We start from the raw sequence: 25,766 nt of genomic DNA on the forward strand, positions 1-25,766 counted from the left end.
TGGGGGATCGACCCGGGCCAGCTCAATCGTGATCCGTCCGGCTCCGGCTCTGGTGTCTGGCCGCAGAATGTCCCGGCGCTGCGCGCCTTTCTCGCGGTCTGCAATCAATGGCGCACCGTCTCGGCCGGGCTCGCGGGCTTCCGCGTGGTGGGCCTCGACTACACTGCCGCGCGTGCGGGCCTGCGCATGAGCGGGATCAAGGTGACGCCTCAGCTTTGGGCCGAGGTGCAGGTGATCGAAGGCGCGGCCGTGGCCGCGATGCGGGAGAGCTGACATGACATTGGTCGCACGGGCCGAGATCCTCATGGACGCCGACCAGGCGAAGGCGGAACTGCAGGCCACCGGCACCGCCGCCAAAGGAGCCGCCCAGGACATTCGTGGCGTGGGCACGCAAGGCGCCAATGCGTCACGTGGCGTGAAACAGCTCGAAACCGCCGCGCGGACCTCGGCGACGGGCCTGACCGCCGCCAGCAGCGCCGCCGAGGTGAACGCGGCCGCGACCCAGAAAGTGGCCTCGGCCAATCGCCTCGCCGCAGGCTCGATGGGCAATCTGGTGGCGCAGGGCAATGACGTGTTCGTCATGCTGGCGGCGGGGCAAAACCCGCTGACGCTGGCCATTCAACAGGGCACGCAGATCACCCAAGTTATCGGCCCGCTCGGAGCGGCGGGCGCGTTCCGGGCCTTGGGGGGCGCGGTGCTGTCGATGTTGAGCCCGATCAACCTGATCACCATCGCCGCATTGGCGGCGACGGCGACCGTGGTCAACTGGTTCACCTCTGCCTCGGAGGAAGGCGAGAGCTTTGCCGATACGGTCGAGGCGCTGGAGACCCGGATCGACAGCCTGAAGGACAAGATCGCCGAAGCCTCCGCCACCCGCCTCGAGCTGGCCGACCGGTTCGGCGAGGGCTTCGTGGAACGGGCGCAAAACATCCTAGACCGGATCGTCGAGGCCGAGAAGCGGACGGCACAGCGCGAGGCGGCGGCCGGGATCACCAGCTTCCTTGACGAGGGGAACATCAACCTGCCACGCCCGGACAGCGGCGACCAGGTGCGGCTCGCCCAAGAGTTCGACCTCGGCAACATCTTCTTCGGCAAGGCGCGCCGTGAGAGCCGGAGCCTGATCAACGACGTGTTGACCGACCTTGTGCAGCTGCAAGAGGCGGCCCAAGGTACCGTCGAAGAACAAGCCGCCGCCGTCGACGCGCTGATCGAAAGCTACACCGCCGCCGCACAGGCCTCTGGGGAAATCTCAGAGGCGGAACAGGCGCGGCTCGACACGCTCGACCAGATGCGCCTTCGACTGGCCGAGGTCGCCCAGCTTCGAGCCCAGGACCCCGCACAAAACCGCCAGACCGAGGAAATGCTGACCTTCCTCGACCTGGTGACCAAGAGCACCGGCGAGCAGCTCAAGGCCGAGGCGGCGGCGCAGGCCATGCTCTCGACGATGACCGAGCAGAATGCGGTTGCCCAAGCCATCGCGCAGCATGGCGCGGACAGCGCCGAGGTGACGCGGCTGCGCGCCCAATTCGCCCTCGACGCCAAGCTCGAAGAGATCGAAGCCTCCGCCGCGAGTGAGACGACAAAGCAGGCCCTGCGCGATGCGGCACAAGCCGCTTTTGATCTCGCCACGGCTGATATGTCGGGGGCACTGGCTGCCGCCGCTAATGAGGCGGCACGCCTCTCTGACGAGGTGCGCCGCGCCGTGGACGGCATGTTCGATCTGGCAACCCAAGGCGAGCTTGATCTGGAGATCGCGCGCCTGCGCGTCCGGTTCAAAGACGATCCCGCGCGCATGGCAGAGGAAATCGCGGCCGAGCGTGCAGCGCGCCGGTTTGACGCGGAAACCGAGGCGCTGCGCAAGGATTTTGCCAATCCGGGCGAAGAGTCATTCCTGAATGTTCAAAGGCAGGCAGCCATTGACCGCGCAAGGGAGGCTGCACGTCTTAATGAACTGGCACGCCCCGCGCGCGGCGGATCGGGCGGTGGCGCGACCAATGCCACCTTGCGCGAACAGCAGGCGCTCGACCGCCTGATCGAGAGCAAGCGGCGCGAAATCGAGGCGCTGCGCGAAAGCGACCCGGTGCAACGCGAGATGATCCGCCTGCGCGAGCGCCTGACCGCCGCGACCCCCAAGCAGCGCGCTGAGATAGAGGCCCTTGTCGAGGCCCATGAGAACGAGCGCGTGGCGATGGAGCGCAAGGAGGAGTTTCGCGACGCGGTGGGCGACGTCCTGCTCGAAGCCGAAAGCCTGCGCGACGTCTGGAGCGGGATCGGCGACATGATCATCCGCGCGGCCAAGGAGGCGCTGATCCTTGGCTCCGGGCCTCTGGGCGGCCTCTTTGGCGGCAGCGGCATCTTGGGCGGCCTGGTCAGCGGCATTGGCGGCGGGCTTGGCGACCTCTTTGGTCTGTTCTCGGGCGGCTCGCTCCTGTCCTTCGCGGACGGAGGCCTGCCCGGCTTTGCCAGCGGCGGCGATCCGCGCGTGACACGCCCCGGCCTCCTTTTGGGCACGGGCACCGGCCGAGGCGACAAGATCCCGGCTTTCGTGAGTGCCGGGGAATTCATCATGACGGCCGAGGCCACAGCCCGCAACCGCGCGGTGCTCGAGGCCATGAACGCAGGCGCCATCATTCCCGGATTTGCCGGAGGCGGCCTGCCTTTGCCTGCGCAAGGGGCCGGTGCGGCGCAGGCCTCGGGTCGCGCGGGGGCGTCGGGCGACGGTATCACGCGCCTGCGGATTGAGCCTTCGGAGCTTTTCCGCGTCGTGGCCGAAGAGCGCGCGCGCTCCGTGGCGGTCGAAGTGGTCGACGGCTTTGCAAATGAAGAACTGCCGGGCCGGGTCGAGGCGATCCGGCGCGACCCATTGAGGAGAGGATAATGGCGGTCCAGGTCTGGCCCATTCCGACGTCGGAATTCTTCGACCAATTGGGGATCGAGGAAGCCACCTTCTTTCTGCCTGGCGAAAGCACAAGCTCTGTCACCGCCGGGGGCGAGGTCATCACGCACCGGCGTGGCGCGCGGCTCTGGCAAGGCGAGGTTGTTCTGGGTCGGTCGGAGCCTGAGGTGATCGCCGCGCAGGACGCCCTCATTGAGCATCTGCTCGAGCCGGGTGCCTCCTTCATGATCTACGACCGCCGCCAGTTCGCCCCTGAGGACCCCGCCTATCCGGCAGGCATCAATTGGGCCACCCAGCCGGTCACGATCAAGAGCCTGATCCCGGGCAATCGGGAACTGAGCCTGCAAGGCCTGCCGCCCAACTTCACCCTGCGCCGGGGCCAGAAGATCGGCTTTCAATATCTTGCGAGCCCCGTGCGCTACGCCGTCCACCGTATCCTCAATGCGACCGTCACAGCGGACGGCACTGGGGCAACGGCCCGCTTCGAGGTCTCGCCCTTCCTGCGCCCCGGTGTCGTGGTCGGGGCCTCCGTGATCCTTGAGCGCCCGCAGCTGCGCGCAAAGCTGCTCACCTTCAAACCGGGTGCGGGGCGGTCAAAGCGCACCGAAGGCGGCAGCTTCACCTGGCAGCAAACCTTGGGAGGCGGGGTATGAGCTTTGATCTTGCCCAAATGGACCAGCTGGCCGAGCGCAGCGGCACCGACGCCCATATCCTCGTTTTGATCGAGCCGCGCGACCGGGTGACGGGCGAGATCGTGCCCATGGGCCTCTGGACCGGAGACGACCACCAGACCTTCACCGTCGACGGCGAGACGCATCTGTTCCTCGGTGCAGGCAATGTGATCGAGGTCCCGCCGATCCGGGCAGGCATCGGCCTCGAGGTGCGCCGCCACCGCGTGATCCTGCCGCCGATGACCGATGCGGCCAAGCTGGCACTTCAGGTCTATCAGGGCGCGCAGGCAAAGGTGCGGGTCTGGTCGCAACCGCTCGACATCTACACCGGCGCGCCGCTCGGGGTCCCGCAGCGCGTGATCAAGGGACGGCTCGAGACCGCGCCCGAGACGCTGGGCAAGCTCGGGGACCAGTCGCGCACGGAGCTGGTGATTTCCTCGGCCACCCGGCCGCTCACCTTTCGCCAGCCGCTCTTCAAGTCCGACGCGGCACAACGGCTGCGCGACCCGTCCGACAAATTCCGCGAATACGGCGGCAGTATCGCCGACCGCCCGATCCCGTGGGGTCAAGAGACGGTCGTGACCGAGCGGCCGCCGCCGCCCATACCCAATAACGACCCGAGCGACCGCAAATGAAGACTCGCGAACGCCTCCTGCGGCAATTCCTCGACGCGCGGCGCGCAGAGCCGTTCCGGCCCGGGCGGAACGATTGCGCGCTATTCGCAGCCGACTGGATTGCAGCGCTGACCGGCACCGATCCGGCCGCGCCTTGGCGCGGGTGGTATGAAACCCTTGATGAAGGCCGCGCGCTGCTGGTCGAAGACGGCTTTGCCTCCCCGGCCGAGGTTCTGCACCCGATCCTGTTGAGGGAGGCGGGCTGGATGCAGGCGCAGGCGGGCGACATCGCGGTCTTGATCGAGGCGGGCGAGGAAGCCATGGGCCTTGTCGGCGGCGGGCATATCCATGTGCTGCGGCCCCGGCGGGGCTTGGGCGCGGTGCCGCTCGACCGCGCTATCCGGATTTACCGGCCATGAGGCTGCTTCTCTGGATCACGGCGCTTGTGCTCGCCTCGGCCGCCCCCGCCTCGGCCGGGCCGGTGGCAGGACTTGTCGCTGCCGTCTTTGCCGGGGTCACGGTCAAGGCCGTTGCCCTCTTTGCCCTGCGCCTCTTTGCAGGCGTGGGCCTCTCGATCCTGCAACAGCGCCGCGCCCGGCGCGGGCGCAACGCCGCCTTCGGGCTTCAGGTCACGGCCACAACGCGTGGCGAGCTGGAGAGCGAGACCTCGATCATCGGCCTCTATGCCACCAAGGGGCATCTCATCTATCACAACAGCCACGGCCCCAATAACAAGTATTACCAGACCGTGATCGAACTGGGCGGCCTGCCCGGGGCCGGGTTCAACCGCGTCATGGTGGACGGCGTCTATTCCGAACTGGGCGAGGAAGAGCATCCCGACTACGGCTTCCCGCTCATCGCCAAGCGTGACCAGAGCATCGATTACGCCTGGATCAAGGTCTATGACGGCACCCAGACCGCCGCCGATCCGACGCTGGTCGCCAAATATGCCGAGGACCCCGAGACGCCCTGGACAGAGGCCCATATCGGGCGCGGCATCCCTTACGCGATCCTCACGATGGAGGTCAGCTCCAAGGTCTGGCCCAACGGCGCGCCGGAGCAGCGTTACGAGGCGCGCGGCATCCCTTTTTACGACCTGCGTCGCGATAGCACGGCCGGGGGCACGGGGCCGCATCGCTGGGACGATCCCACCACGTGGGAGCCGACGCGCAACCCGGTGGTCAAGATCTACAACATCCTGCGCGGCCTCCGGCTCTATGACGGGTCCGTCTGGGGCGGCGAGGCCGAGGCCGAAGACCTGCCCGGCTGGAACTGGGTGCCCGCCATGAACGCCTGCGACGCGGATCTGGGCGGGCGGCCCAAATACGAGGCGGGCTATGAAATCCGCTTCGCCGAGGACACGCCGCATGACGTGATCGGCGAGCTTCAGGCCGCCTGCAACGCGCAGATGACCGAGTTCGGCGGCTTCTTCTACATTCAGGTCGACGCGCCCGATATTCCCGTGGCTGTGATCACCGACGACGATCTTCTGGTGACCGACGCCGCCACCAAGGACCCGTTCCCCGAGCTGCTCGAGATCTACAATCGCGTGACCGCCAAATATGTCTCGCCGGGCGCGCTCTGGAACGGCGTGCCGCTCGATCAGATCCGCAACGCCGCGTGGGAGGCCGAGGACGGCATCGCGCGGAATTTCGAGATGGACCTGCCTGCGGTGTTCAACCCCGGACAGGCCGGGCAGCTGGCGCAATCGGCGCTCAAGGATCATCGCCGGTGGCGGCGTCACACATGGCCGCTTCCGCCCGATTACGCCGGGCTGCGCCCGCTCAACACCGTGGCCGTCACTTCTGCCTGGAACGACTACACGGACAAGCTCTTTGAAGTCACCGAGATCGTGCTCGATCTGCACCGGTTGACCGTCGTCGCCTCCCTGCGCGAGCGTGAGCCAGAGGATTTCGAGCCAGACACGACGCTCGAGATCCCCGACCGCAGCTCGATCCTGCCTCGTCCCGTGCCGACCGATGCAGGCCTGCCGTTCTTCAATGCCGCCGCGCGCACCGTCACCAACGCCGAAGGCACCCGCGCCCATGCGGCCGTCGACGTCACTTGGGACGCCTCCGGCATCGCCGAGACCATCAAGGGCATCGCCATCGAGTGCCAAAAGCGCGAGACCGAAGAAGAGGTCTGGAGTGGCACCGTGCTCGATGTCGAGCGAGGGCTGGCCACAATCCAGCCTGTGCCGCCGCTCACCGACCTGCGCGTCCGCGCCAAGGCCCTGTCCGACAATCGCCGGGGCACCTGGTCGGCTTGGATTTGGGTGACCACGGATGATGTGCGGGTGGCCGCGGCCGATCTGGCCGATACGCTCACCGCCGTGGTCGTGCCTTCGGGTCTGGCGGTTTCGTCTACTCTGGTGACGGATGGCGTGGCACGGGTGTCAGCCAATTGGGCGGCCGTGGCGAATGCCGTGGGATATGAGGTGGGTATCACCGAGGGCGGGAATGAAATCGTCCTCTCCGTCGGCAATCCGGGCTGGTCGGCGCAGGTCGTGCCCGGCGCGGCCCTGTCGGTCCGGGTGCGCGCGGTCAGCGCCGTTGGCAACAAATCCGGCTGGACGGCGGCCCGAGCCGTCACGGCCCCCGTCGATACCATAGCCCCGGCAACACCCTCTGGCCTCGCGGCAACGGGCGTATTCGAGGGCATCTGGCTCAGATGGACGGCGAACACCGAAGGCGACCTCGCGCGCTACGAGATCGTCGAACGTGTTTCAACCTCCGGCCCCGGTGCCAGCACCGTGCCGACCTATGTCACCACGTCGCCACAGTTCATTTCCGAGGGATTGATCAACGGCGAGACGCTGAATTACTGGGTGCGCGCCGTCGATACCTCTGGCAACAAATCCGGATGGACAGCTCGCGCCTCAGCCACGGCGCGCAAGACCGGAGACGTGATCACCAACGAAGCCTTGCGGGGCCTGATCGACGCCACGTCCTTTGCCGCCGGGATCGAGCCGGTGACGATTGTCACGGCTCTGCCCGCCACCAAACTGACAGAAACCGTGGTCTTTGCGGGCAAGCTCTACCGCTGGTCCGGGACGGCGTATGTCGCCACCGTGCCCGCCGGAGACTTGACCGGACAGTTGACTGACGCGCAGATCGCAGCCGTAAGCGCTGCCAAACTGACGGGGCAGATACAAACTCCTCAAATCGCGACAGGCGCAATTACCGACGCGAAGATCGCAGGGTTGGCCGCGTCCAAAGTGACCGGGCAATTGGCCGATGTTCAGATTGCAGCCCTGAGTGCCGCTAAGCTGACGGGCGCGATTGCGTCGCCTCAGATCGCGAACGGTGCTGTCACCGATGCCAAGATCGCAGGAATAGCGGCGTCAAAAGTGACGGGGCAGCTTACTGACGGCCAAGTGAGTTCGATATCGGCGGCAAAGCTGACGGGCCAGATCACGGGAACCCAGATCACAGATAGTTCAATCACGACCCCTAAGATCGCGACCGGGGCTGTCACGGCGTCTCAAATAGCGGCAGCGACCATTACTGGGGACAAGATCGCAGCGAACACAATCTCGGCTGAAAAAATCACGTCTGGGACGATCACCTCTGCTCAAATTGCGGCGGGAACCATTCAGGCCTCAAACATCGCTGCAGACACGATCACCGGAGACAAGATCGCCGCAGCGACAATCACCTCCTCTGAACTCGCAACCGGCTCAGTAACGGCAGTCAAGATCGCCGCTGCCACGATCACTGGCGACAAAATCGCAGGCACCACGATCACAGGTGACAAGATCGCCGCGAATACGATCACAGCGGCAAAGATTGCCTCAGGCACGATTACTTCGGCTCAAATTGCGGCGGGAACCATTCAGGCCTCAAATATCGCTGCGGACACGATCACCGGCGACAAAATAGCCGCGAGCGCGATCACCTCTTCAGAGATCGCAACAGGTGCAATAACCGCCGTAAAAATTGCCTCGGCCACCATCACCGGGGACAAGATCGCGGCAGGCACTATCACCGCCAATAATATCGCAGCTGCCACCGTCACCGCCGCTAAAATCGCCGCCGGGACCATCACTGGCGACAAGATTTCCGTCAACACGATCACCTCTGCGCTGATCGCCACAGGTGCCGTTCAAGCCGCACAGGTCGCGTCTGGTGCAATTACTGCAGGTAAACTGGCGATTGGCTCTTTTACAAACCTCAACCAGGACGAGGATTTTACCGACCCTTCCGCTTGGACAAACCCTACCGGACTGACATGGCAGGCCAGCGGCAACTCAGTGGCTTGGGGATCAACAAATCTTGCCCGTCTCGAGGGCGATGCAGGCAGCTATGTGGTACCCGTAAGCAAATTTTATTTTGAACTCGATCCCGAGGGCGAGAGCCTCTTTTTTGAGTTCTTCGCGAGGATCATCTCCGGCACAGGAATGGTTTACGCTGATCTGCAGCTTGCCAACAACCCAAGCTTCTCCGGAGTAAGCGGCACCGACTATACTTTCAGGAATGTGGGCAACGTCACGTCCACGAGCATCACAAAAAAACAGGGCGTGATCTCCGTCCCTCCCGGGTTCCGATATGCGCGCATCCGGCTGATCAAGGGCAACAACGGCACGACAAGTTGTTTCATCGGCGGCGTTTCCGCGCGCCGGATGAACACTGGCAAGCTGATCGTGGACGGAACGGTGCAGGCCCGGCATATCGACGTAAACGATCTGGTCGTGGCGGGGCTCGCGACCATCAACGCAGCCTATGTCAAAGATGCCAACATCTCCGGCACCCTGAGCGCCGCGAAGCTGACTGCAGGGTCGGCCCTCGCGGCCACGATCACGGTCAACGGCACGGCGCTGAGCACAACCACCACCCGCGCGGCGGACCCGGCAGCGCGCATCAACGCGGCCACCACCCAGATTGATCCGGGTAAGATCGTCATTTCGGGCGCGACGACCCTTGCCGACTGGCGAAAGGGTGGGGACGAGACACGCATCGACGGCGGCTCGATCAGCGCGAACACGATCTCAGCCAACAAGATCGCCATTGGAAGCCGCAATGTGACGCCGATTGGCATCACCTTCAGCACCAACGGCAATGTGCTGTCCTGGACCTCTGGATTTATCAGATACGTGGGTGACGACGGCGCGCTCGCCACTCAGGCCATTACCGGCGGGTCGACGACCTACAGTTCCAGTTGGCTGTATATCTACTGGACCCAAGGCAGTCCGGCTTTGTCGGTTACGGGCTCGCCAACCACAGCCTTCACCAGTGAGAAGGTCGTGCTCGCGCAATACCGGGGCGGCACAAATCTCGACCAGAACTACGGCCGGACGATCATTGACGGCGACTTCATCAAAACCGGCGCTATCGACGCCAGCCACATCGCAGCCAATACGATCACGGCCACCGAAGTGGCGGCCAATGCGATCACCACGGCCAAGATCAACGGACGCGCGGTCACTGATCCCCAGACCTTCTTTGAAAACTATGGCGGCGGCACCAAGACCCCAGCGACCTCGCCCAACTGGAACAACGCCACGTCCTTCTCCATCGTCGTGCCGGATAGCGGCTCGATCTTGTTGATCGACTGCCACGTCAACTGGCTTTTGAATGGCGGAACCTTGGGCGCAAGTTGGGGTCTCCGCTTCCTGCTGAACGGCGTTGCTTTCGACTCGATGGGTGGCTCGTATTTTCAGGAGTTGGCCCCGTTTCGCCGCGCAATCTCGGTTGGCGCGGGAACGCATACCGTCGTGCTGCAATGCCAGCGCAGTTCGACCGCCTCCTTCCTCATCCAGAACGTCCACACCGTCGCCACGATCCTGAAGAGGTAACCCATGACGATCCGCGCCAATATCTACGACACGGCCACGGGCCAGATCATGGGCCATATCGAGGCATCTGCCGAAACCGCCATGGCCAACGTCACACCAGAGCGGGGGTTGTTCGTGGCCCCGTTAGCGGAAACGGCAACCCATTATATCGCGTTCAACCCGCTACGCCTTGCCGCGCGGCCTCAAATCACGCCACCGGACACGGCCCAGCAGACCGGCTGGGCCTATGACCTCTCGGCCCTCCCCGAGGGCAGCGTGGTCACCGTGCTTAACGAGGCGGGCGATGAGCTGACCCTTTCGGACCTGTCGGAGCCTCTCACGCTGCTCGACCCTGGCCTTTATCGCCTGACGGTCGCACCGCCCCTCCCATGGGTCGGGTTTGATATTGAAGTGGAGCTGCATGATGCCTGAGTTCGGTCAAAACACGCCTGCCGCCCGCGCCCTTCGCACGGCAGGCGTGCGCGCCGAGGCCGCGCGGCGGATGTCCGCTTTAGCAGCGGCCTACACGCCAGAAGAACGCGAAACATGGCCCCTGCAAATCGCCGAGGCGGAGGCGGTCTTGGCGGGGTATCCCGATCAGGCCCCCATGCTGACGGCCTTGGCCGCGCCGCGCGGCCTGAGCGTAATCCAGATGGCCGAAACCGTGCTGCGCCTGCGTGACCAACTCAAGCTCGCCAGCGCCGCGATTCTCGCCGCGCAGGCCGCGCTGCTGGCCATGGACCCGATCCCGGCGGATTACTCCGCCGGGCGCTGGTGGCCCTGACAGGCCCCGCTACAGGAGGCCCCGAGCGCGCTGGAGAGCACGCCCGGGGACGCGGGGCCAGTCGCCAAACATACCCCCGCCGACCAGCAAACGCCTTATGGCCGCTCCCTGCCCCAAAGGGGCGGCGACTTTATGAGGCGATTCGATTTGGAAGGTCTAGAACTGCGTTGCTGCGCCTGCAGCCGTCTGCTATTTAAATATGAGAGAGGCGCGCAGATATCCGGCGTCTCGATCAAATGCCCGCGCTGCCGGGCGATGAATATCCTGAGGCCAAGAGCCCTTCCCCCAAAGCGCGATGCGCAGAGAGAAGGAGCCGAACTTGGCCAGATCGACCACACTCCCGAAACCTGACCTGCCGCCCGGTGCGCCGGGCCTGCCCAAGGGCACCCGCTACCGGCGGCAATATGGCGTCATTGTCCTCCTTGAGGACGAGGCCGCCCAAGTCGACGCCTTTGGCCGCCTGCGCCGCCAAGGCTTCAAATGCCGCGTGGTGGTGACATGAAACTCGCCATCCACCACGCGAGCCCGATCCCCGACACCTACCGCGCCGCCCGGGTCTCGAGCCTCTTCAACGTCGAGGGCGACGCCGATTTCCGCCTCGAGATCGAGGCCGATCTCTTGGCCCGCCCGTGGCAGATCGGCCTCATCGTCGGCCCCTCGGGCAGCGGCAAATCCTCGCTCGCCCGCGCGGCTTTTGGCGCGCAGCTTGATCCGCGCCCGTGGCCCGAGGGCGCGCTGATCGACGCGATTGATCCCGAGGGGGAATTCGATGCCGTTGCGGCCGCCCTCTCCGCCGTGGGCCTTGGCACCGTCCCAAGCTGGCTGCGCCCCTATCCCCACCTCTCGACCGGCGAGCAGTTCCGGGCTGAGCTCGCGCGCATTCTGGCCGAGCGGCCGAGCTTTGCCATTCTCGACGAGTTCACCTCGACCATCGACCGGCGCGTGGCCCAGATCGGGGCGGCCGCCTTTGCCAAGGCCTGGCGGCGCGGCAAAGGCCAGTTCGTCGCCGTCACCTGTCACGAGGACGTGGTGTCCTGGTTGCAGCCCGATTGGGTGATCGACACTCGCCGGGCCGAGTTCCGCTGGAGGCGTCTTCGACGGGCACCGCGCATTGCCATGGACATTCACCAGACAGACGGCTCCTTCTGGCCCGCCTTTGAGCCGCATCACTACCTGAAGCTGCCCCGCATGATCGCGGCCAATTACTACGTGGGCTTCGTCGACGGCGCGCCCGTGGCGCATCTCGCAGTCTCGACCCGGCCGGGGCTGGTCGAGGGCCGCGCCTGCCGCCTTGTCGTCATGCCCGAGTGGCAGGGCGCAGGGCTGGGCCTGCGCTTTCTCAACGAGGTCTGCGCCCTCTGGCGGCGCGGCGTGAACCGCTACGACAAACCGATGCCGATGCTCTTTCATACCTCGCACCCCGGCCTTGCCGCAGCCCTGCGCCGCGATCCCCTCTGGGCGCAGGTCTCGGCCATCCTCTACGCCGAGTCCAAAGAGCGCAGCATGAAGACCCTCGCCGCCGCCCGGGCACGCAAAGGTCTCAAGCCCGCCGGGACCGGCTACGGCGGGCACTTTCGCGCCGTGCAGGGGTTTCGGTATGTGGAGTGAGAGGGGTGTTTAGGGGGGTGTTAAATGCCCCCTTCAAATGCGCGTGGCAGGGCCGTCCGCTAAAAACGCGTTGCTGTAAACTTCACTGTAATTCACTGCAAACTTCGCTGTCACGCTACACCCTTGTAAGCGGCGTCAATGAGGATCGAGGCACCTTTTTCTTTCATCTCCTCATCTGAGATGTACTTGCGATTATAGGCCAGCCCCGTGGTTCCATAGTCATAAGGCACAGCCGAGAGGTAATCCGGGGTCACCCGGCGGAAGGCATTGGTCAGCGCATCCATCACCAGCGCCATGTTGGGGATGTTGTCGAGGTTCAACTCGACTGTCAGGCCAAAGTTCACATAGCGCGCATAGTCGAACACGCCGGACAGATGCGCGATGTTATATTCACCCTCTTGGCTAGAGCGGACCTGTGCCAGATATTCATCGCCGCCCGCAAAGGTGCCATCGACCACGGTAATCCCGGTTTCTGCTGTGTAAGGGTCAAACGCATGTTTGCGGAACGCTTCGGACACCACCCCGCCCCAGCCATCAAACCGTACCTGTTTCACATCCTGGGCCTGGGCGAACTTGGCAAAGGGTGTCTGCACACCATATGCGAGGCCCGCAGCGCCGATCAGGCCCAGAAAATTGCGCCGGTCCAGATCGCCGTTGCGATAGCGGTCGAGCAGTCTTTCGTATCGTTTGGTATTGTCCATTTTTAATTCTCCTTGTTGAGGGTTAATGCGGTTCTTAAGCGCCGCCTTTCATGGCGAGTTTGCGGGCCACCGCCGCTCCGAGCAGCGGAAGGCCCACGGTCATAACGATCATCACGGTGCCAAGAGCGTTGATTTCCGGACTGATCGAATTGCGCAGCATCGAGAAGATCTGCGTCGGCACGGTCTCGACCCCGCCGGGTTTCCAAAAGAGCGTGCCGGTGATGTCGTCAAAGCTGATGGTGAAAGCAAAGAGCGCCCCCGCCGCGACGGCGGGCAGCATCAACGGCAGGGTCACGGAAAAGAAGGTCTGCACCGGCGAGGCGCCGAGGCTGAGTGCGGCCTCTTCTACATCGCGCTTGATGCTGACAAGGCGCGCCTGTACCACAAGGATCACGAAGGGCAGGGTAAAGATCACATGCCCTGCCAGAAGCAGTGCGAAACTCTTGCCGATGCCCAGCCAGTTGAGAAACAGCAAGAGCGCCACCGCCAGCACCACCTCTGGCACAAGGATAGGCGCAATCAGCAGCGTGGTGATCGCGTTGCGACCGGGGATGTTGTAGCGCACCAAGGCAAGGCTTGCCAAAATCCCCAAGGTCGTCGAGATCACCGCGGTCATCAGACCAAGCACAAGCGACGTGCGAAAGGCGCGCATCACGGCGTCGTTATTCCACAGCTCCTGAAACCAATGCAGCGATACGCCAGTCATCGGAAAACTGCCGAATTGGTTGGCGTTAAATGACAAGAGCACCACCACCGCCACCGGCAAAAACATGAAAGCATAGACCATAACGGTCCAAGCGCGGATGATCTGCCACCCCATCAGCCCAGCCCCTTGGCCAGTTGCGCCATGCCGAGATAGCGGTTGTAGATGGCGACCAGCAGCCCCAATACGATCAACAGCAAGAGCGACAGCGCCGATCCAAGTGGCCAGTTCAACTGGGTGATGATCGCCTCAAACACCAGATTTGCGAACATCGCATCGCGTGGCCCGCCAAGAATCACCGGGGTAATATAGGTGCCAGCGCCCAGCACAAAGCAGAGCAAGCCGCCCGCCGCGAGGCCGGGAAGCGAGAGCGGCAAGGTGACTTGGGTAAACGCCTGCCACCGGGTTGCCCCCAGCGAATTGGCAGCATCCTCCAGATTTGTGTCGATGCCCTCAAGGCTCACGTAGACATTGAGCACCATGAAGGGCAGCAAGAAATGCACAAGCCCGAGGATCACCGTGGCCTCGTTATACAGCATCTGGATCGGTTCGTTGATGATGCCAAGCGACAAGAGCAGGGAATTGAGCGCGCCGGATGTGCCCAGAATGTTGATCCAGCTCATCGTGCGGATGATATAGCTGATCCAGAACGGCAGCATAAGCAAGAGCAGCAGCACCATCTTGTTGCCGCGCGAACGGGCGATGAAATAGGCCGCCGGATACCCCATCAGGGCACAGATTGCCGTGGTGATTGCCGCGATTTTCAACGTGTTGAGCAGGATGTCGCGGTAAAACCGATCCGTGAGGGTTTTTTGCCAGTTGTCGAGGTAGAAGCCGACCGTATCCGCGCCCATCGCCGAGCGCAGCCAGAACGAATAGACGACGATGAACATGAGCGGCACAAGCAAAAGAAGCGTCACCGCCCCCAAGGCGGGTGACAACAGAATCCACGGCTGCCTCGCTTCGCGGGCCTCAACCGACATGCGTCTCCCTTTCATGCGCGACCCGTCAAATGCGGGCTTGCGATGAGGGTGCAAAGCAGGCCATCATTAATCAAATAGATAATGGGAATTGTGACAATAGATGTAGCCTATGGATGATCGTAACAGCCCCGAACGCATCATGCGCGAGATGGATTGGAACCTCTTGCGCACCTTTGTCACGCTGGCGCAGTCCAGCTCTGTTACGGATGCTGCACATCGGTTGCGGCTGACGCAGCCGTCTGTGTCTACAGCGTTGAAACGGTTAGAGGAACGGGTTGGCAAACGTCTTATTCACCGCACACCGGGGCATTTCGCACTGACCGAGGCGGGCGAGGTTCTGTATCGCGAGGCGCTGGATATCCAAGGCTCTATTCTGCGCCTCTCGACCCTCATGCGCGATATGACGGATGAGGTGACGGGTCATGTGCGCCTGTCTTTGGCCTCTCACGTGATCTGCCCGCTTTTTGATCAGGTTCTGGCAGAGTTCCATGCTGAAAACCCCCGCGCGACGTTGGCAATCGAGGTGCATTCTTCTGCGCAGGCGATTGAAACGGTGTCGGCGCGCTCGGCCTCCTTTGCCATCTGCCTTGTGCATCAGCGCAACCCCAAGCTAGAGTATATGCGCCTTTATCGAGAGTTCTTTGGCCTGTTTTGCGGGCCGCGCCATGCGCTGTTTGGGCAACGTGATCTCACGCGGGCGGACCTTGCTGGGCGCTCTGCCGTCAGCTTTGAAACCGACCGATTGCAAGACGCTCTCAAACCCGTAACCTTGATGCGGGCACAGGCGGAATTGGGGGATCAGATCATCGCCACCTCCAGCCATCTGGAAGAGGTGCGGCGCATGATCATCGCGGGAATTGGCGTGGGTCCGCTGCCGTTGCATGTGGCGGAGCGCGATGTGCGAGACGGGCTTTTGTGGCAGTTACCCCCCTATGATCAGACGGCGGCGGTTGATGTGCACGTTGTCTGGAATCCGCGCGCCGTGCTCAATCGGGCGGAACAAAGCCTGCTTGATCGGCTATTGGCCCGGATTGACGAAACCCCGATTGAAGAGCGCACCTATCGCTAGAGTTCTGCGCGCAAGGCTTGTGCCCCGCATAAAAGATTCAACCGTTTCGCAAATCAGTGTAGCGTCAAAATTGCCCCGTTTCGGGCCAGTTTTTCATCACTGATTCCAGGAGACCTGTTTTGACGCCCACAACGACCTCCCCAGCCGTCACGCTGACCGTTGCCATTGATGGGGCTGCCCCAGTCACCAAAACTTGCGATCTTTTGGTCGTCGCCTGCGAGCCACGCAATCTGAGCAGTATTTGTGACTATACCGCAGCAGAAACAGCGGTCTTTGATCAGCTGACCAACTTTACCTTTCACACCACTTTGGTGAGGGTAAAAGTGCCCAATCCTGCGCCGCAATATGGCATCATTCTAGCGCCGACAGAGATTTCGGCCATGGCGGGCCATGTCAGTGGGTATCGCAACGAAACAGCCAAGCAATTCTCGTTAGAGACCGCCAATTCCATGACCGAGAACCTTGTTACCGTGTATCAGCTACAGGGTCCGGCCAATCCGCCAATGACCGAGGCGGAGTTTCTCGCCAATCTGGAACAGACGCTGCCGACGCTCGATTGGTGGCCTTATCCGGATTATGAGATTGTGACCGACAGCACCGGCGCGCCGGTCGATCTGCGGACGCCCTATTTCGACCATTTCGATAATACGGGTCTTCGCGGTGGCGGACCGTGGAATTATCTGGGCCTGCAGGGCAAGAACAACACGGTTTTTGTGCATGGCTCGACCTGCTTTGAATCCGTGCTGCAGTGCTGGCAATATGGCGGGATGCTGCTGGATCAGCAGGCGGCGCTGGGCTGGTCGCTACCTGCCGACAAGGGGGCGCCTATCATTGTGCTGGGGGCTGGGCCTTCGGGCATGATGTTCGCGCATCGGCTGCAAGGTTTGGGCTATACCAATGTCGAAATCCTCGAATCCACAGACCGTTTCGGAGGCAAGACGCATACCGTCACCTACGATACACCATCGCCCAATGGGCAACCCACACCCTGTGAATTGGGCACCTGCTATCTCTCACCCGCGTATGACAAGATGGCCGCGCATTTTGCCGCCTGCGGGTTCATGGACGGGAATATCCGCGAGGGCATGTTTCTGACCGCCGATCACCAGGACCCCGCAGGCCATTCAATCCGCGCCATGGTGACGACAGGGCAGTTTCCCGGCGTGCCTGCCCCGGCCACCTTGATGGATTATGACGACTACACCCTGCTCAAAGGTTACTACGAGGCCAACCAGCCCTTTGCCGATCCGGAAAACTGGATGGCCGGGTTCAATGAGGATAAGGTCAAGGCCGAAATCTTTGTGCGTCTTGCAGAGTATGACGTGCTCTTGGCGATCTACCGTGGGCTGACCCTGCCGATGCCGCTGAGTGCGCCGAAGGAGTTGCTGCAATATGACAGCTTCTACGATTTTCTCGCCAAGAATGATCTGCTGATCCTGACCGGAATGCTGGAATATGCCTATTCGGTGCAGGGATATGGCCCGCTGAAACAAATCCCAGCCTATTATGGCATGATCTGGATTTCATTGCCCCTGACCCTTGGTCTGATTTTCAGCGACAAGCCAGCAGTTACCGTTTTGTCAAAAGGTTGGCTTGATATCTGGAAACAAATGGCCCCGACGCTAAGTATCACTCAAAATGCTCAGGTGACAAAGATCACCCGCTTACCTTAAACTTTGGGGGCGGAACGGGCGCCGTGACGAAGGGGACAGAGGTGAAAGCGCTGGAGCGCAGGGCGACAACTATCGCCGCCGCGGATGTGGTGGGGTTTTCTCGCCTCGTCGCAATGGACGAGGAGGGGGTGTTTGAGCGGCTGCGCATCTTGCGGCACGCCATTATTGACCCGGCGATTGCAGATCATGGTGGACGGGTCGTCAAATCCATGGGCGACGGGCTTTTGGTGGAATTCCCCGGCCCTGCCGCAGCGGTCCATGCCTCTTTGAGCGCGCAACGCGCTATTGCCGCGCATCAGCTTCAGGAACCCGACGACCTGCGTATCTGGCTGCGCGTGGGGATAAACCATGGCAGTGTCCTGATCGACGGAAGCGATGTTCTGGGCGATGTCGTCAATATTGCGGCGCGGCTTGAAACCCTATCGGCACCCGGCGGCATTTGCGTGTCACGCACGGTGCGCGACATGCTGGCGCGGGAACCGGGCCTGACGATCACCGGGCAAGGCATGCAATTTGTCCGAAACATCCCCACGCCGGTTGAGGTTTGGCATGTTACAACCGGGGTCGAAGCCGAGAACCGCAGCACCGTAACCCAGAGCGCAGATCGTCCCTCTGTCATCGTGCTGCCCTTCGATAACTTGTCCTCTTCGGTCGAGGATGGGTTTCTGGCGGATGGGATCGCCGAAGATCTGATCAACGAGTTGTCGCGGTTTCGCTCGCTTTTTGTCATCGCACGCGGCTCCTCCTTTGCGTATAAAGACCGCGCGCAAGACATGCGCCAGATCGCGCAGGACATGCGTGTGCGCTATGTGGTCAAAGGTGCTGTGCGCCGTGCGGGTGCCCGTCTGCGTGTCACCGCACAACTGATCGAGGCTGAGACAGGTCGTCAGATCTGGTCTGATCGCTATGATCGCGACATGGCTGATCTCTTTGCGCTGCAAGATGACATCACGCGCTGTATCGTGACTGGGCTGACACCGGAGATTGGCGCGCATGAGCGTGCCATGTCGCGCGCCAAACCCACCGAGAGCCTGTCAGCTTGGGAAATGTGCCAGCGTGGCCTGACCGAGATCGACATGCGCACCTCTGGCGGCGTCCGTAACGCAACCGCCCTCTTTCATGCCGCCGCCGAGGCAGATCCGACCTATGCTTTGCCCCATGCGCTGATAGGACGTGTTCATGCGGTGCGGATTTACTCGGGCCGGAGCCGCAATCCCCGCGAGGATGTGGTGAAGGGCATGTTTCACGCCAATCGCGCCATCGAATTGGATGACAGACTCGAGCTTGGGCATATCACGCTTGCGCAACTTTTGACGCTGCAAGGGCAAGAGAACGATGCCCGAGAGGCGTTGGCCCGCGCGCGGGCGCTCAATCACAACGATGCGCTGATCTATAACGCGCAGACCTTTATCAACCTCTTCCAAAAGAACCCCAACACCGAAGAGATGGAGGCGGCCGGGCTAGAGGCCATTCGCCTCAGCCCTCAGGATCCGATGCTGTGGTCCTTTTACTGGATGCTCGCCGTTGCCATCTGGATGCGCGACATGAGCTTGGGTGAGAATATGCGCCAGTATCTCGAACCTGCGGCGCGCAATCCTGGGGCGGAGGCCTTTGTGCATTCCGCCTATGCTGTTCTATCCCTGCGCGCCGGGGATCAGACCACGGCAGAGCGTGCCTTGGCGCAGGCCTTGACCGTGCGGCCTGATTTCTCGTTGGATGTAATCAAATACGGGTTTCACTTTCCAAAATGGCCCGCGCTGGTGGCGGGGATCAAGGATGACCTGGAAACGCTCGTCTCGATGGGTTTGCCGCGCCGGTGATGCAAATGCCCGCGAGATGTGATAGACTAAGGAAATTACCGCTAGACCCAAATTGTATCAAACCACGTTTCCGACGGAGTGTTCGTTCAGAGCCCAGCATTCATGGCAATTGCCGAGGTTTTCACGATGAGTATTTTTGATCTGTGCCTTCTTTTGATCCTGTTTCAGATCAAGCATTACCTTGGCGATTTTCAGTTCCAGACGGCATGGATCGCACGGAACAAAGGAAGGTATGGGCATCTGTCGGGTATCGTGCACGCCGGAGTGCATGGGATACTCAGCCTGCCTATTCTGCTCTGGTTTGCTCTACCTTGGAATTTTGCTCTTGGTCTCGTGCTGGCAGAGGTGGCGCTGCATTATCACATAGACTGGTCCAAGGCGCGTCTCGTGCGCATAGAGGATCTGACCGAGACCGACCCGAGGTTTTGGTATTACCTCGGGCTCGATCAGGCCGCGCACCAGCTTACGTATATCGCGCTTTTCGCAGTGGTGGTCAGCCGCGCGACCTGAGCGTTTCACGCCCCAAACGACAGGCCCATATCCCAAAAGCTTACCTCTAACCGCGTCGCCGTAGTAAAACGCTGGCAAAGCCGCCCCCAGGCCGGGGTTGTCTCGGCACCTGCTCCCAGCCGCAGAAGGACGGCACCGTCAAAGAGCGTGCCAGCATCGCGACAAACCTGTTGATAGGCGTCGCCTGCGTAGGTGTTGATCCAATCCGCATAGGGGTGATCCGCAGGTACCGGCCCTAGCCGCGCGCCAATCTCGCCATAGCCCATGACGCATGGGGTAAGGGCTGCCAGAAGGTCAAGAAAATTGCCAGAATGGCCCGCGTCAAGCACGTAGCGCGTATAGGCAAGGTTGGCGGGATGCTCTTCTGCGGTGTAGAGATCCGCCTCGCTTAGCCCCGCCTCGGCGCAGGTTTTTACATGCAGGCTAAGTTCGTGATTGACCAGCGCATCAACGGTGGCGGCACAGGCGCGCATTTCCTCGAGCGCATCGGCTTTGGTCACAGCGAGCGCCCAAGCCCGCGCAAAATGGATCAGGAATACGTAATCCTGCACGAGATAGCCAAGGAAGGCCTTGCGCGGCAACGTGCCGTTACCCAATCCTTCCACAAAGGCGTGATGCGTATAGTCCTGCCAGACCGTGCCCGCCGCATCGCGCAAGCGGGGAAAGGTCGTTCCGTAATCGCGCGTCATTCTGCGTTCAGGTCCATGGCAAGCCCGGAAACCGGGGTCGCGTCACTGATCATTCCTGCGTCGAGCAGGAATTGTTCAAACCGCTTGTAGCGCGCGTGATCCAAGGCGGCGGGCCGGGTTGCAAAGCGCGGAAAAGTGTCAACCCAAGCCTTTTCATTCAGCTCATCCTGCAACTCGGGCGAAGTGCCTGCGAAAATCTCCCAGCTGTCTTGCGGATGGTTCATGATGTACTGCGTTGCGCGCTCAGTGGCGTGCAGAAAGCGGCGGATCATCTCGGCATCCATCGAGTCGGGATTGGCGACATAGATCAGCTCGTCATAGGCGGGCACACCTTCTTCCTCGATATAGAAACAGCGGCCCGGCACGCCTTCGATCTCCATCTGATTAAGCTCGAAGTTACGATAGGCGCCGATCACCGCATCGACCTGACCGGACATGAGCGAGGGCGACAGCGACCAGTTGACGCTGACCAGTTCGATATCGCTCAGGCTGTGGCCATGCTGCGCAAGAATTGTGGAAAGCAGCACTTCTTCGACGCCAGCCACCGAAAAACCAACCTTGCGGCCCTTAAGGTCAGCCGTGGATTTGATCGGCCCATCCTCTAACACCAAGAGACAATTGAGCGGCGTGGCAACGAGCGTGCCAACGCGGCGCAGCGGAAGGCCATTCTCGATCTGCATGTGCAATTGCGGCTGATAGGAAATCGCAAGATCGGCTTGCCCGGCGGCGACCATCTTGGGCGGATCACTTGGGTCGGCGGGGGCAATGACCTCTACCTCGAGTCCGGCTTCTTTGAAATATCCCAATTCCTCGGCCAGAATGATGGGCCCGTGATCGGGGTTTATGAACCAATCGAGGATCAGGGTCATCTTGTCCTGCGCCATGGCCGGGCTGGCCAAAAGGGCAAAGATCAGGGTGAGGTGTTTCATGTATCTGTCTCCTGTTGAACGTCGCCAAGGGCGATCAGGGCAATTTCGCCGTCCCAGTGGCCGCGCAGCCGTGTTGCGGCTTGCCATGACCGCAAACCAGAGCGGCACGCGAGCACCGCGCGCGGCCCCTGCGGATGCGTGGTGGGGTGATCGAAATCCGAAACGCGACGGCGGATGGCGTTTGGCAAAGCGGGCCCGCTCTCTGCCTCGGCGCGCAGGTCGATCAGCCAATCGGAGGGCGTGATCTGAGCGGGGGCAATAAAATGAAATCCATCCTTTGGCTCTGGTGCTTTGTCAAAGCGGAAGCCGCCGAAACGGGAACCGATCGCCTCAAAGGTCACAAGCTGCCCCAATGGATCAGGCTCTATTCCGGCTAAATTTGCGATTGCCATCTGCGCCTGAAGACTGCCCATAACGCCGACAGCGGGACCAAACACGCCATCAGCATCGCAACTGCCTAATCGGTCTGGCAGGTCCGGAAACAGCGCACGCAACGAGGGCGCGCCGCCGCAAAAGCCACCGACGTAGCCAGAGGTGCCAACAATGGACGCGCTGATGAGCGGCTTGCCCAAGCCATGGCAGGTGTCGGACAATATGTAACTTGCCGCGAAACTGTCAGCGCAGTCGAGCACAAGATCAACGACCACGACATGGCCCGGTGCATTGACCGGATCAAGCGGCTCTAATACGGCTGAAATCTTGCAATCTGGATTTAGCAAGGTCATGTGTGCCGCGGCAACCTGCGCCTTTGGTTGGCCGATATCCGCCATGCGAAACAGCGTTTGACGGTGCAAGTTGCTGAGACTGACCCGGTCGCCATCCATCAGCGTGATGCGCCCCACACCTGCGCCCACGAGGTATTGCAGCACCGGGGCGGCCAAGCCGCCCGCACCCACCACCAGCACATGCGCCGCCGCAAGCCGATCCTGACCAGCAACCCCAAACGCGGGCAGGGCGATCTGACGTGCATAACGGGTCATCGCGTGACCTCAATCCAGTGCTGCACCCGCGCCTCGGGGTCGGGATTGAGCGTGATATCCGTCACGGCAGACACGATATCTGCCCCGGCTGCATAGGCCCCACCCGCCCGCTCAACCGACATGCCGCCGATGGCGACCAAGGGAACGTCGCCAATCAGGCGCTTCCACTCGGTCAACTTGTCCAGACCCTGTTCGTGCCACTTCATCTTTTTCAGGATGGTAGGATAGACCGGACCAAGCGCCACGTAATCGGGATCGTACGAGAGAGCCCGGTCAAGCTCCGCATGGTCATGGGTGCTAAGCCCCAGCTTCAGCCCGGCACGGCGCATGGCGGGAATGTCGGCGGTGTCGAGATCCTCCTGCCCCAGATGCACCCAAGTCGCGCCTGTATCAATCGCGGCTTGCCAATGATCGTTGACCACGAGAGTGGCACCATGGGTCCGACATAGGCTCTGTGCCTGCGTAATTTGCGCGTTCAAGGCCTCGCCCGTAAGATCCTTGATGCGCAACTGCACGAGCTTAACACCAAGTGGCAGCACGCGGCGAAGCCAGTCCGTGTGATCGAAAATCGGATAGAAACGCGGCAGAGACATCAGGTAAAGGCCCTTCCTAACACGGGGGTCGAGGGGGCGGCCATATCGCGCGGCTCCATCGGGTCGGCCTCATAGGCAAGGCGCCCTGCCTCCAATGCGCGGGCGAACCCGTCGGCCATCGCCGCCGGATCGCCTGCCTTGGCCACGGCTGTGTTAAGCAGCACTGCGTCATAGCCTAGTTCCATCGCATGCGCCGCTTGGCTTGGCAGGCCTAGGCCTGCGTCGATCACCAGCGGCAGATCGGGGAAATGCGCACGCAAAGAGCGAAGGCCGTAGATGTTATTGAGGCCAAGCCCCGTACCAATCGGGGCGCCCCAAGGCATCAACACCTGGCATCCCGCCTCTACCAGGCGCTCGCAGAGCACAAGGTCTTCGGTGCAATAAGGAAACACCTGAAATCCGTCCTCGGTCAGGATGCGCGCCGCTTCGACCAGACCAAAGGGGTCTGGCTGCAGGGTGTCGGCGTGGCCGATCACCTCAAGCTTGATCCAGCGCGTGTCAAACAGTTCCCGCGCCATCTGAGCCGTTGTTACAGCCTCCCGGACCGAATGGCAGCCGGCGGTATTGGGCAGTACGCGCACATCAAGGTCGCGGATCATATCCCAGAACGCCTGGCCCGCGCGGTCGCCCCCTGCCTCACGCCGCACAGAGACGGTGGCGATGCCCGCGCCAGAGCGTTTGAAGGCATCGGCGAGGATCGCGGGCGAGGGATATTGCGCAGTGCCCAGCATCAGCCGCGAGGTGATCTCGGTCTCGTAGAAAACAGGCATGTCAGCCCCCTTGCCGTGGTGCGACGATCTCGATCCGGTCGCCGTCATTCAGTCTCTGTTCTGGTCTCATTGCAGCAGGAACAAAACTTTCGTTCACTGCAGTCGCCACCTTGGCCGCGCCATAACCCAGCTCGATCAGCAGCGCATCAAGCGATGGTGCAGCGGTGTCCTGCACAGTGCCGTTAACCGTGATCTTCATGATAAAACTCCGGTTTCTGAGTATCGCCCGAGACCATCTCTGCTGCCATACGCGCCACCGCAGGCGACAAGAGGAAGCCGTGGCGAAAGAGGCCGTTGACATAAACTGTGCCTCCCTTGCGGGAAACGCGCGGAAGGTTGTCGGGGAAAGCAGGGCGTGCATCAGCGCCAATTTCCAGCACCTCCGCCTCGCCAAAAGCGGGGTGCAGAGCATAGGCAGCCGACAGCAGCTCCATCACGGACCGAGCCGAGGCACGGCCGCGCTCCGTGCTCTCGATCTGTGTCGCACCCAGCATGAATACACCATCGCCCCGTGGCACGATGTAGAGTGGAAACCGCGGGTGCAACAGGCGAATGGGCCTTGTCAGGGTCACATCACGGCTGCGCAGCACCAGCATCTCTCCCTTGACCCCCCGCAGATCGGGCAAACTGTCCTGCGCGGCGAGGCCGCGACAGTCGATCACCGAACCATGAGGCTCTGCCGCATCTTGTTCGAATCGCACGCCTGCGTCCACCAGGCGCTTGTGCAGGTGATGCAGTGCCGCGCGAGGATTGATATGCGCCTCATCAGGAAAGAAAAGTGCGCGGTCGTGGCGCTCAACCAAATGCGGCTCTAACACGGCCAATTCTTCGCCTGTTACAAATCGATGCCCCATGGTTCGGCGGGCGAACTGATCCAGTTCGCGGCGGTCGCGCTGCAAGGTGACAACGAGCGAGCCCCGTCGGATTACCTCAACTCCCTGTGCCGCCCACCAATCGGCGGCCGCTTGACCCAATCGCACCACTGGCTCTTCTGCGGAAAAGCCCTCGCAAAATGGGGCCAGCATGCCGCCCGCCCACCAAGAGCAGGCATGCGCGCCGGGTGATGGTGCGGGATCGCGTAAAATAACGTCAATGCCACGCGCGACAAGTTCGGTTGCCACGCAGAGGCCAACGATGCCCGCGCCCCGGATGGTGACAGGCCCTGTCATGTCCAAACCTCGTGAAAGTGGTGCACCGGGCCATGGCCCTTGCCAATTTCCAGCGCATCTGCGGCGAGAATGGCGCGATGCAACCAGCCATGCGCAGCCTCAACCGCTTTTGGCAAGGTTAGTCCCTTTGCGAGATGTGCCGCAATGGCCGATGATAGCGTGCAGCCAGTGCCGTGGGTGTTGCGCGTGGCGATGCGGGGGGCGTCGAGGCGGTATCTTGCGTCAGCAATCAGCCAATCGGTGCAAGTCTCGCCTTGCGCGTGCCCGCCCTTCATCAAGACGGCCACGGCACCCATGTCCCGAAGAAGCGCGCCCTGCGCCTGCATTTCTGTACTGTCGCGCGCCTCTGACATGCCCAAAAGTGCTGCCGCCTCTGGCAGGTTCGGGGTGAGGAGATCGGCACGTGGCACAAGGTGCTCCACGAGGGCGGCACGCGCAGCGTCCGGCAAAAGACGCGCGCCGGATTTTGCGACCATCACGGGATCAAGGACGATGGGGCCATGATATTCGGCCAGAGCCCGCGCCACTGTTTCGATGAGACCTGCGTCGCCCAGCATGCCGATCTTGATGCAATCGACCCTGATATCGCCTAAAACAGCTAAAATTTGTGCTTCAACAGTCGCGTTAGGGATGGGATGCACATCGGTCACCGCACAGGTGTTTTGGGCTGTCACGGCGGTAATCACGCTCGTTCCATAGACGCCCAGTGCCGAAAACGTCTTGAGATCTGCCTGAATACCCGCGCCGCCGCCGCTGTCGGAGCCCGCGATTGTCAAAGCTGTGGCAATCATCTGCCGTTCCTCTCATCTTGCGGGGAAACGGACGGAGTGC

General features: G+C 62.1%; 26 protein-coding genes. 15 read left to right on the plus strand and 11 right to left on the minus strand.

The window, feature by feature from the left end:
• The first annotated feature begins 6 nt into the window (after positions 1-6).
• The 11 genes from ACLGGT_RS07690 (at position 7) to ACLGGT_RS07740 (ending at position 12,346) form a co-directional block, all read left to right on the plus strand.
• Complete coding sequence (locus ACLGGT_RS07690; RefSeq protein ID WP_437197402.1) at positions 7-273, plus strand: DUF1799 domain-containing protein; 267 nt, start codon at positions 7-9, stop codon at positions 271-273.
• A 1-nt stretch (position 274) separates the two neighbouring features.
• A complete protein-coding gene (locus ACLGGT_RS07695; RefSeq protein WP_437195557.1) occupies positions 275-2,878 on the plus strand; it encodes a phage tail length tape measure family protein in 2,604 nt (867 codons plus the stop codon).
• On the plus strand, positions 2,878-3,549 hold the full coding sequence (locus tag ACLGGT_RS07700) for a hypothetical protein (RefSeq protein WP_437195559.1): 672 nt from the start codon (positions 2,878-2,880) through the stop codon (positions 3,547-3,549). Before ACLGGT_RS07695 ends, ACLGGT_RS07700 begins: the two co-directional genes overlap by 1 nt.
• Positions 3,546-4,202: a hypothetical protein gene (locus ACLGGT_RS07705; RefSeq protein ID WP_437195561.1), complete on the plus strand. Its 657-nt coding sequence runs from the start codon at positions 3,546-3,548 to the stop codon at positions 4,200-4,202. The genes ACLGGT_RS07700 and ACLGGT_RS07705 overlap by 4 nt, the downstream gene beginning before the upstream one ends.
• Positions 4,199-4,600: a DUF6950 family protein gene (locus ACLGGT_RS07710; RefSeq protein ID WP_437195563.1), complete on the plus strand. Its 402-nt coding sequence runs from the start codon at positions 4,199-4,201 to the stop codon at positions 4,598-4,600. Before ACLGGT_RS07705 ends, ACLGGT_RS07710 begins: the two co-directional genes overlap by 4 nt.
• On the plus strand, positions 4,597-9,975 hold the full coding sequence (locus ACLGGT_RS07715) for a phage tail protein (protein WP_437195564.1): 5,379 nt from the start codon (positions 4,597-4,599) through the stop codon (positions 9,973-9,975). The genes ACLGGT_RS07710 and ACLGGT_RS07715 overlap by 4 nt, the downstream gene beginning before the upstream one ends.
• A 3-nt stretch (positions 9,976-9,978) precedes the next feature.
• Complete coding sequence (locus tag ACLGGT_RS07720; protein ID WP_437195566.1) at positions 9,979-10,386, plus strand: hypothetical protein; 408 nt, start codon at positions 9,979-9,981, stop codon at positions 10,384-10,386.
• The gene (locus tag ACLGGT_RS07725) at positions 10,379-10,738 is read left to right on the plus strand and encodes a hypothetical protein (RefSeq protein WP_437195568.1); all 360 of its coding nucleotides are present in this window, start codon (positions 10,379-10,381) and stop codon (positions 10,736-10,738) included. The genes ACLGGT_RS07720 and ACLGGT_RS07725 overlap by 8 nt, the downstream gene beginning before the upstream one ends.
• Before the next feature lie 132 nt (positions 10,739-10,870).
• Positions 10,871-11,089 carry a Com family DNA-binding transcriptional regulator gene (locus ACLGGT_RS07730; protein WP_437195570.1) on the plus strand — a complete coding sequence of 73 codons (219 nt, stop codon included), beginning with the start codon at positions 10,871-10,873 and terminating at the stop codon, positions 11,087-11,089.
• Entirely contained in the window at positions 11,058-11,240 is a 183-nt protein-coding gene (locus tag ACLGGT_RS07735) for a hypothetical protein (protein WP_081508111.1), read from the plus strand. Before ACLGGT_RS07730 ends, ACLGGT_RS07735 begins: the two co-directional genes overlap by 32 nt.
• A complete protein-coding gene (locus ACLGGT_RS07740) occupies positions 11,237-12,346 on the plus strand; it encodes an ABC transporter ATP-binding protein (RefSeq protein ID WP_437195571.1) in 1,110 nt (369 codons plus the stop codon). The genes ACLGGT_RS07735 and ACLGGT_RS07740 overlap by 4 nt, the downstream gene beginning before the upstream one ends.
• Positions 12,347-12,456: 110 nt before the next feature.
• On the opposite strand, the gene ACLGGT_RS07745 is transcribed toward ACLGGT_RS07740, so the two are convergent.
• From ACLGGT_RS07745 to ACLGGT_RS07755, 3 genes are read right to left on the minus strand one after another with little or no spacing between them, the layout of a single operon-like run.
• Positions 12,457-13,047, minus strand: coding sequence for a hypothetical protein (locus tag ACLGGT_RS07745; RefSeq protein ID WP_437195573.1), 591 nt, complete (start codon positions 13,045-13,047; stop codon positions 12,457-12,459).
• 34 nt (positions 13,048-13,081) lie between these two features.
• On the minus strand, positions 13,082-13,867 hold the full coding sequence (locus tag ACLGGT_RS07750; RefSeq protein WP_151977685.1) for an ABC transporter permease: 786 nt from the start codon (positions 13,865-13,867) through the stop codon (positions 13,082-13,084).
• Entirely contained in the window at positions 13,867-14,748 is an 882-nt protein-coding gene (locus ACLGGT_RS07755; protein WP_232279201.1) for an ABC transporter permease, read from the minus strand. The genes ACLGGT_RS07750 and ACLGGT_RS07755 overlap by 1 nt, the downstream gene beginning before the upstream one ends.
• Before the next feature lie 94 nt (positions 14,749-14,842).
• Here ACLGGT_RS07755 and ACLGGT_RS07760 point away from each other — a divergent pair, with 94 nt between their 5' ends.
• The 4 genes from ACLGGT_RS07760 to ACLGGT_RS07775 all read left to right on the plus strand — a co-directional run bounded on the left by ACLGGT_RS07760 (position 14,843) and on the right by ACLGGT_RS07775 (position 19,805).
• Positions 14,843-15,802, plus strand: coding sequence for a LysR family transcriptional regulator (locus ACLGGT_RS07760; protein ID WP_008281250.1), 960 nt, complete (start codon positions 14,843-14,845; stop codon positions 15,800-15,802).
• A gap of 119 nt (positions 15,803-15,921) precedes the next feature.
• Positions 15,922-17,475: an NAD(P)-binding protein gene (locus tag ACLGGT_RS07765; protein ID WP_151977687.1), complete on the plus strand. Its 1,554-nt coding sequence runs from the start codon at positions 15,922-15,924 to the stop codon at positions 17,473-17,475.
• A 23-nt stretch (positions 17,476-17,498) separates the two neighbouring features.
• Positions 17,499-19,295 carry an adenylate/guanylate cyclase domain-containing protein gene (locus ACLGGT_RS07770; protein ID WP_437195574.1) on the plus strand — a complete coding sequence of 599 codons (1,797 nt, stop codon included), beginning with the start codon at positions 17,499-17,501 and terminating at the stop codon, positions 19,293-19,295.
• Positions 19,296-19,421: 126 nt separating this feature from the next.
• Complete coding sequence (locus ACLGGT_RS07775; RefSeq protein ID WP_375554461.1) at positions 19,422-19,805, plus strand: DUF3307 domain-containing protein; 384 nt, start codon at positions 19,422-19,424, stop codon at positions 19,803-19,805.
• 5 nt (positions 19,806-19,810) lie between these two features.
• Here ACLGGT_RS07775 and tenA read toward each other — a convergent pair whose 3' ends face one another.
• The 8 genes from tenA to thiD are packed head-to-tail and all read right to left on the minus strand — an operon-like array spanning position 19,811 to position 25,726.
• Positions 19,811-20,494, minus strand: coding sequence for a thiaminase II (tenA, locus tag ACLGGT_RS07780; protein WP_008281254.1), 684 nt, complete (start codon positions 20,492-20,494; stop codon positions 19,811-19,813).
• A complete protein-coding gene (locus ACLGGT_RS07785; RefSeq protein ID WP_081507172.1) occupies positions 20,491-21,423 on the minus strand; it encodes an ABC transporter substrate-binding protein in 933 nt (310 codons plus the stop codon). The genes tenA and ACLGGT_RS07785 overlap by 4 nt, the downstream gene beginning before the upstream one ends.
• Complete coding sequence (locus tag ACLGGT_RS07790; RefSeq protein ID WP_437195577.1) at positions 21,420-22,403, minus strand: ThiF family adenylyltransferase; 984 nt, start codon at positions 22,401-22,403, stop codon at positions 21,420-21,422. The genes ACLGGT_RS07785 and ACLGGT_RS07790 overlap by 4 nt, the downstream gene beginning before the upstream one ends.
• Positions 22,400-22,996: a thiamine phosphate synthase gene (locus tag ACLGGT_RS07795; protein WP_437195579.1), complete on the minus strand. Its 597-nt coding sequence runs from the start codon at positions 22,994-22,996 to the stop codon at positions 22,400-22,402. The genes ACLGGT_RS07790 and ACLGGT_RS07795 overlap by 4 nt, the downstream gene beginning before the upstream one ends.
• A complete protein-coding gene (locus ACLGGT_RS07800; protein WP_008281258.1) occupies positions 22,996-23,766 on the minus strand; it encodes a thiazole synthase in 771 nt (256 codons plus the stop codon). Before ACLGGT_RS07800 ends, ACLGGT_RS07795 begins: the two co-directional genes overlap by 1 nt.
• Before the next feature lies 1 nt (position 23,767).
• The gene (gene thiS, locus ACLGGT_RS07805; RefSeq protein WP_081507168.1) at positions 23,768-23,965 is read right to left on the minus strand and encodes a sulfur carrier protein ThiS; all 198 of its coding nucleotides are present in this window, start codon (positions 23,963-23,965) and stop codon (positions 23,768-23,770) included.
• The gene (locus ACLGGT_RS07810) at positions 23,949-24,935 is read right to left on the minus strand and encodes an FAD-dependent oxidoreductase (RefSeq protein ID WP_375554458.1); all 987 of its coding nucleotides are present in this window, start codon (positions 24,933-24,935) and stop codon (positions 23,949-23,951) included. The genes thiS and ACLGGT_RS07810 overlap by 17 nt, the downstream gene beginning before the upstream one ends.
• Positions 24,932-25,726 (minus strand): bifunctional hydroxymethylpyrimidine kinase/phosphomethylpyrimidine kinase, encoded by a 795-nt coding sequence (gene thiD, locus ACLGGT_RS07815; protein WP_375554457.1) that lies wholly within the window; start codon positions 25,724-25,726, stop codon positions 24,932-24,934. The genes ACLGGT_RS07810 and thiD overlap by 4 nt, the downstream gene beginning before the upstream one ends.
• Positions 25,727-25,766: the final 40 nt, after the last annotated feature.

This window comes from Roseovarius sp. MS2 (assembly GCF_051447875.1).
Classification (GTDB): domain Bacteria; phylum Pseudomonadota; class Alphaproteobacteria; order Rhodobacterales; family Rhodobacteraceae; genus Roseovarius; species Roseovarius mucosus_A.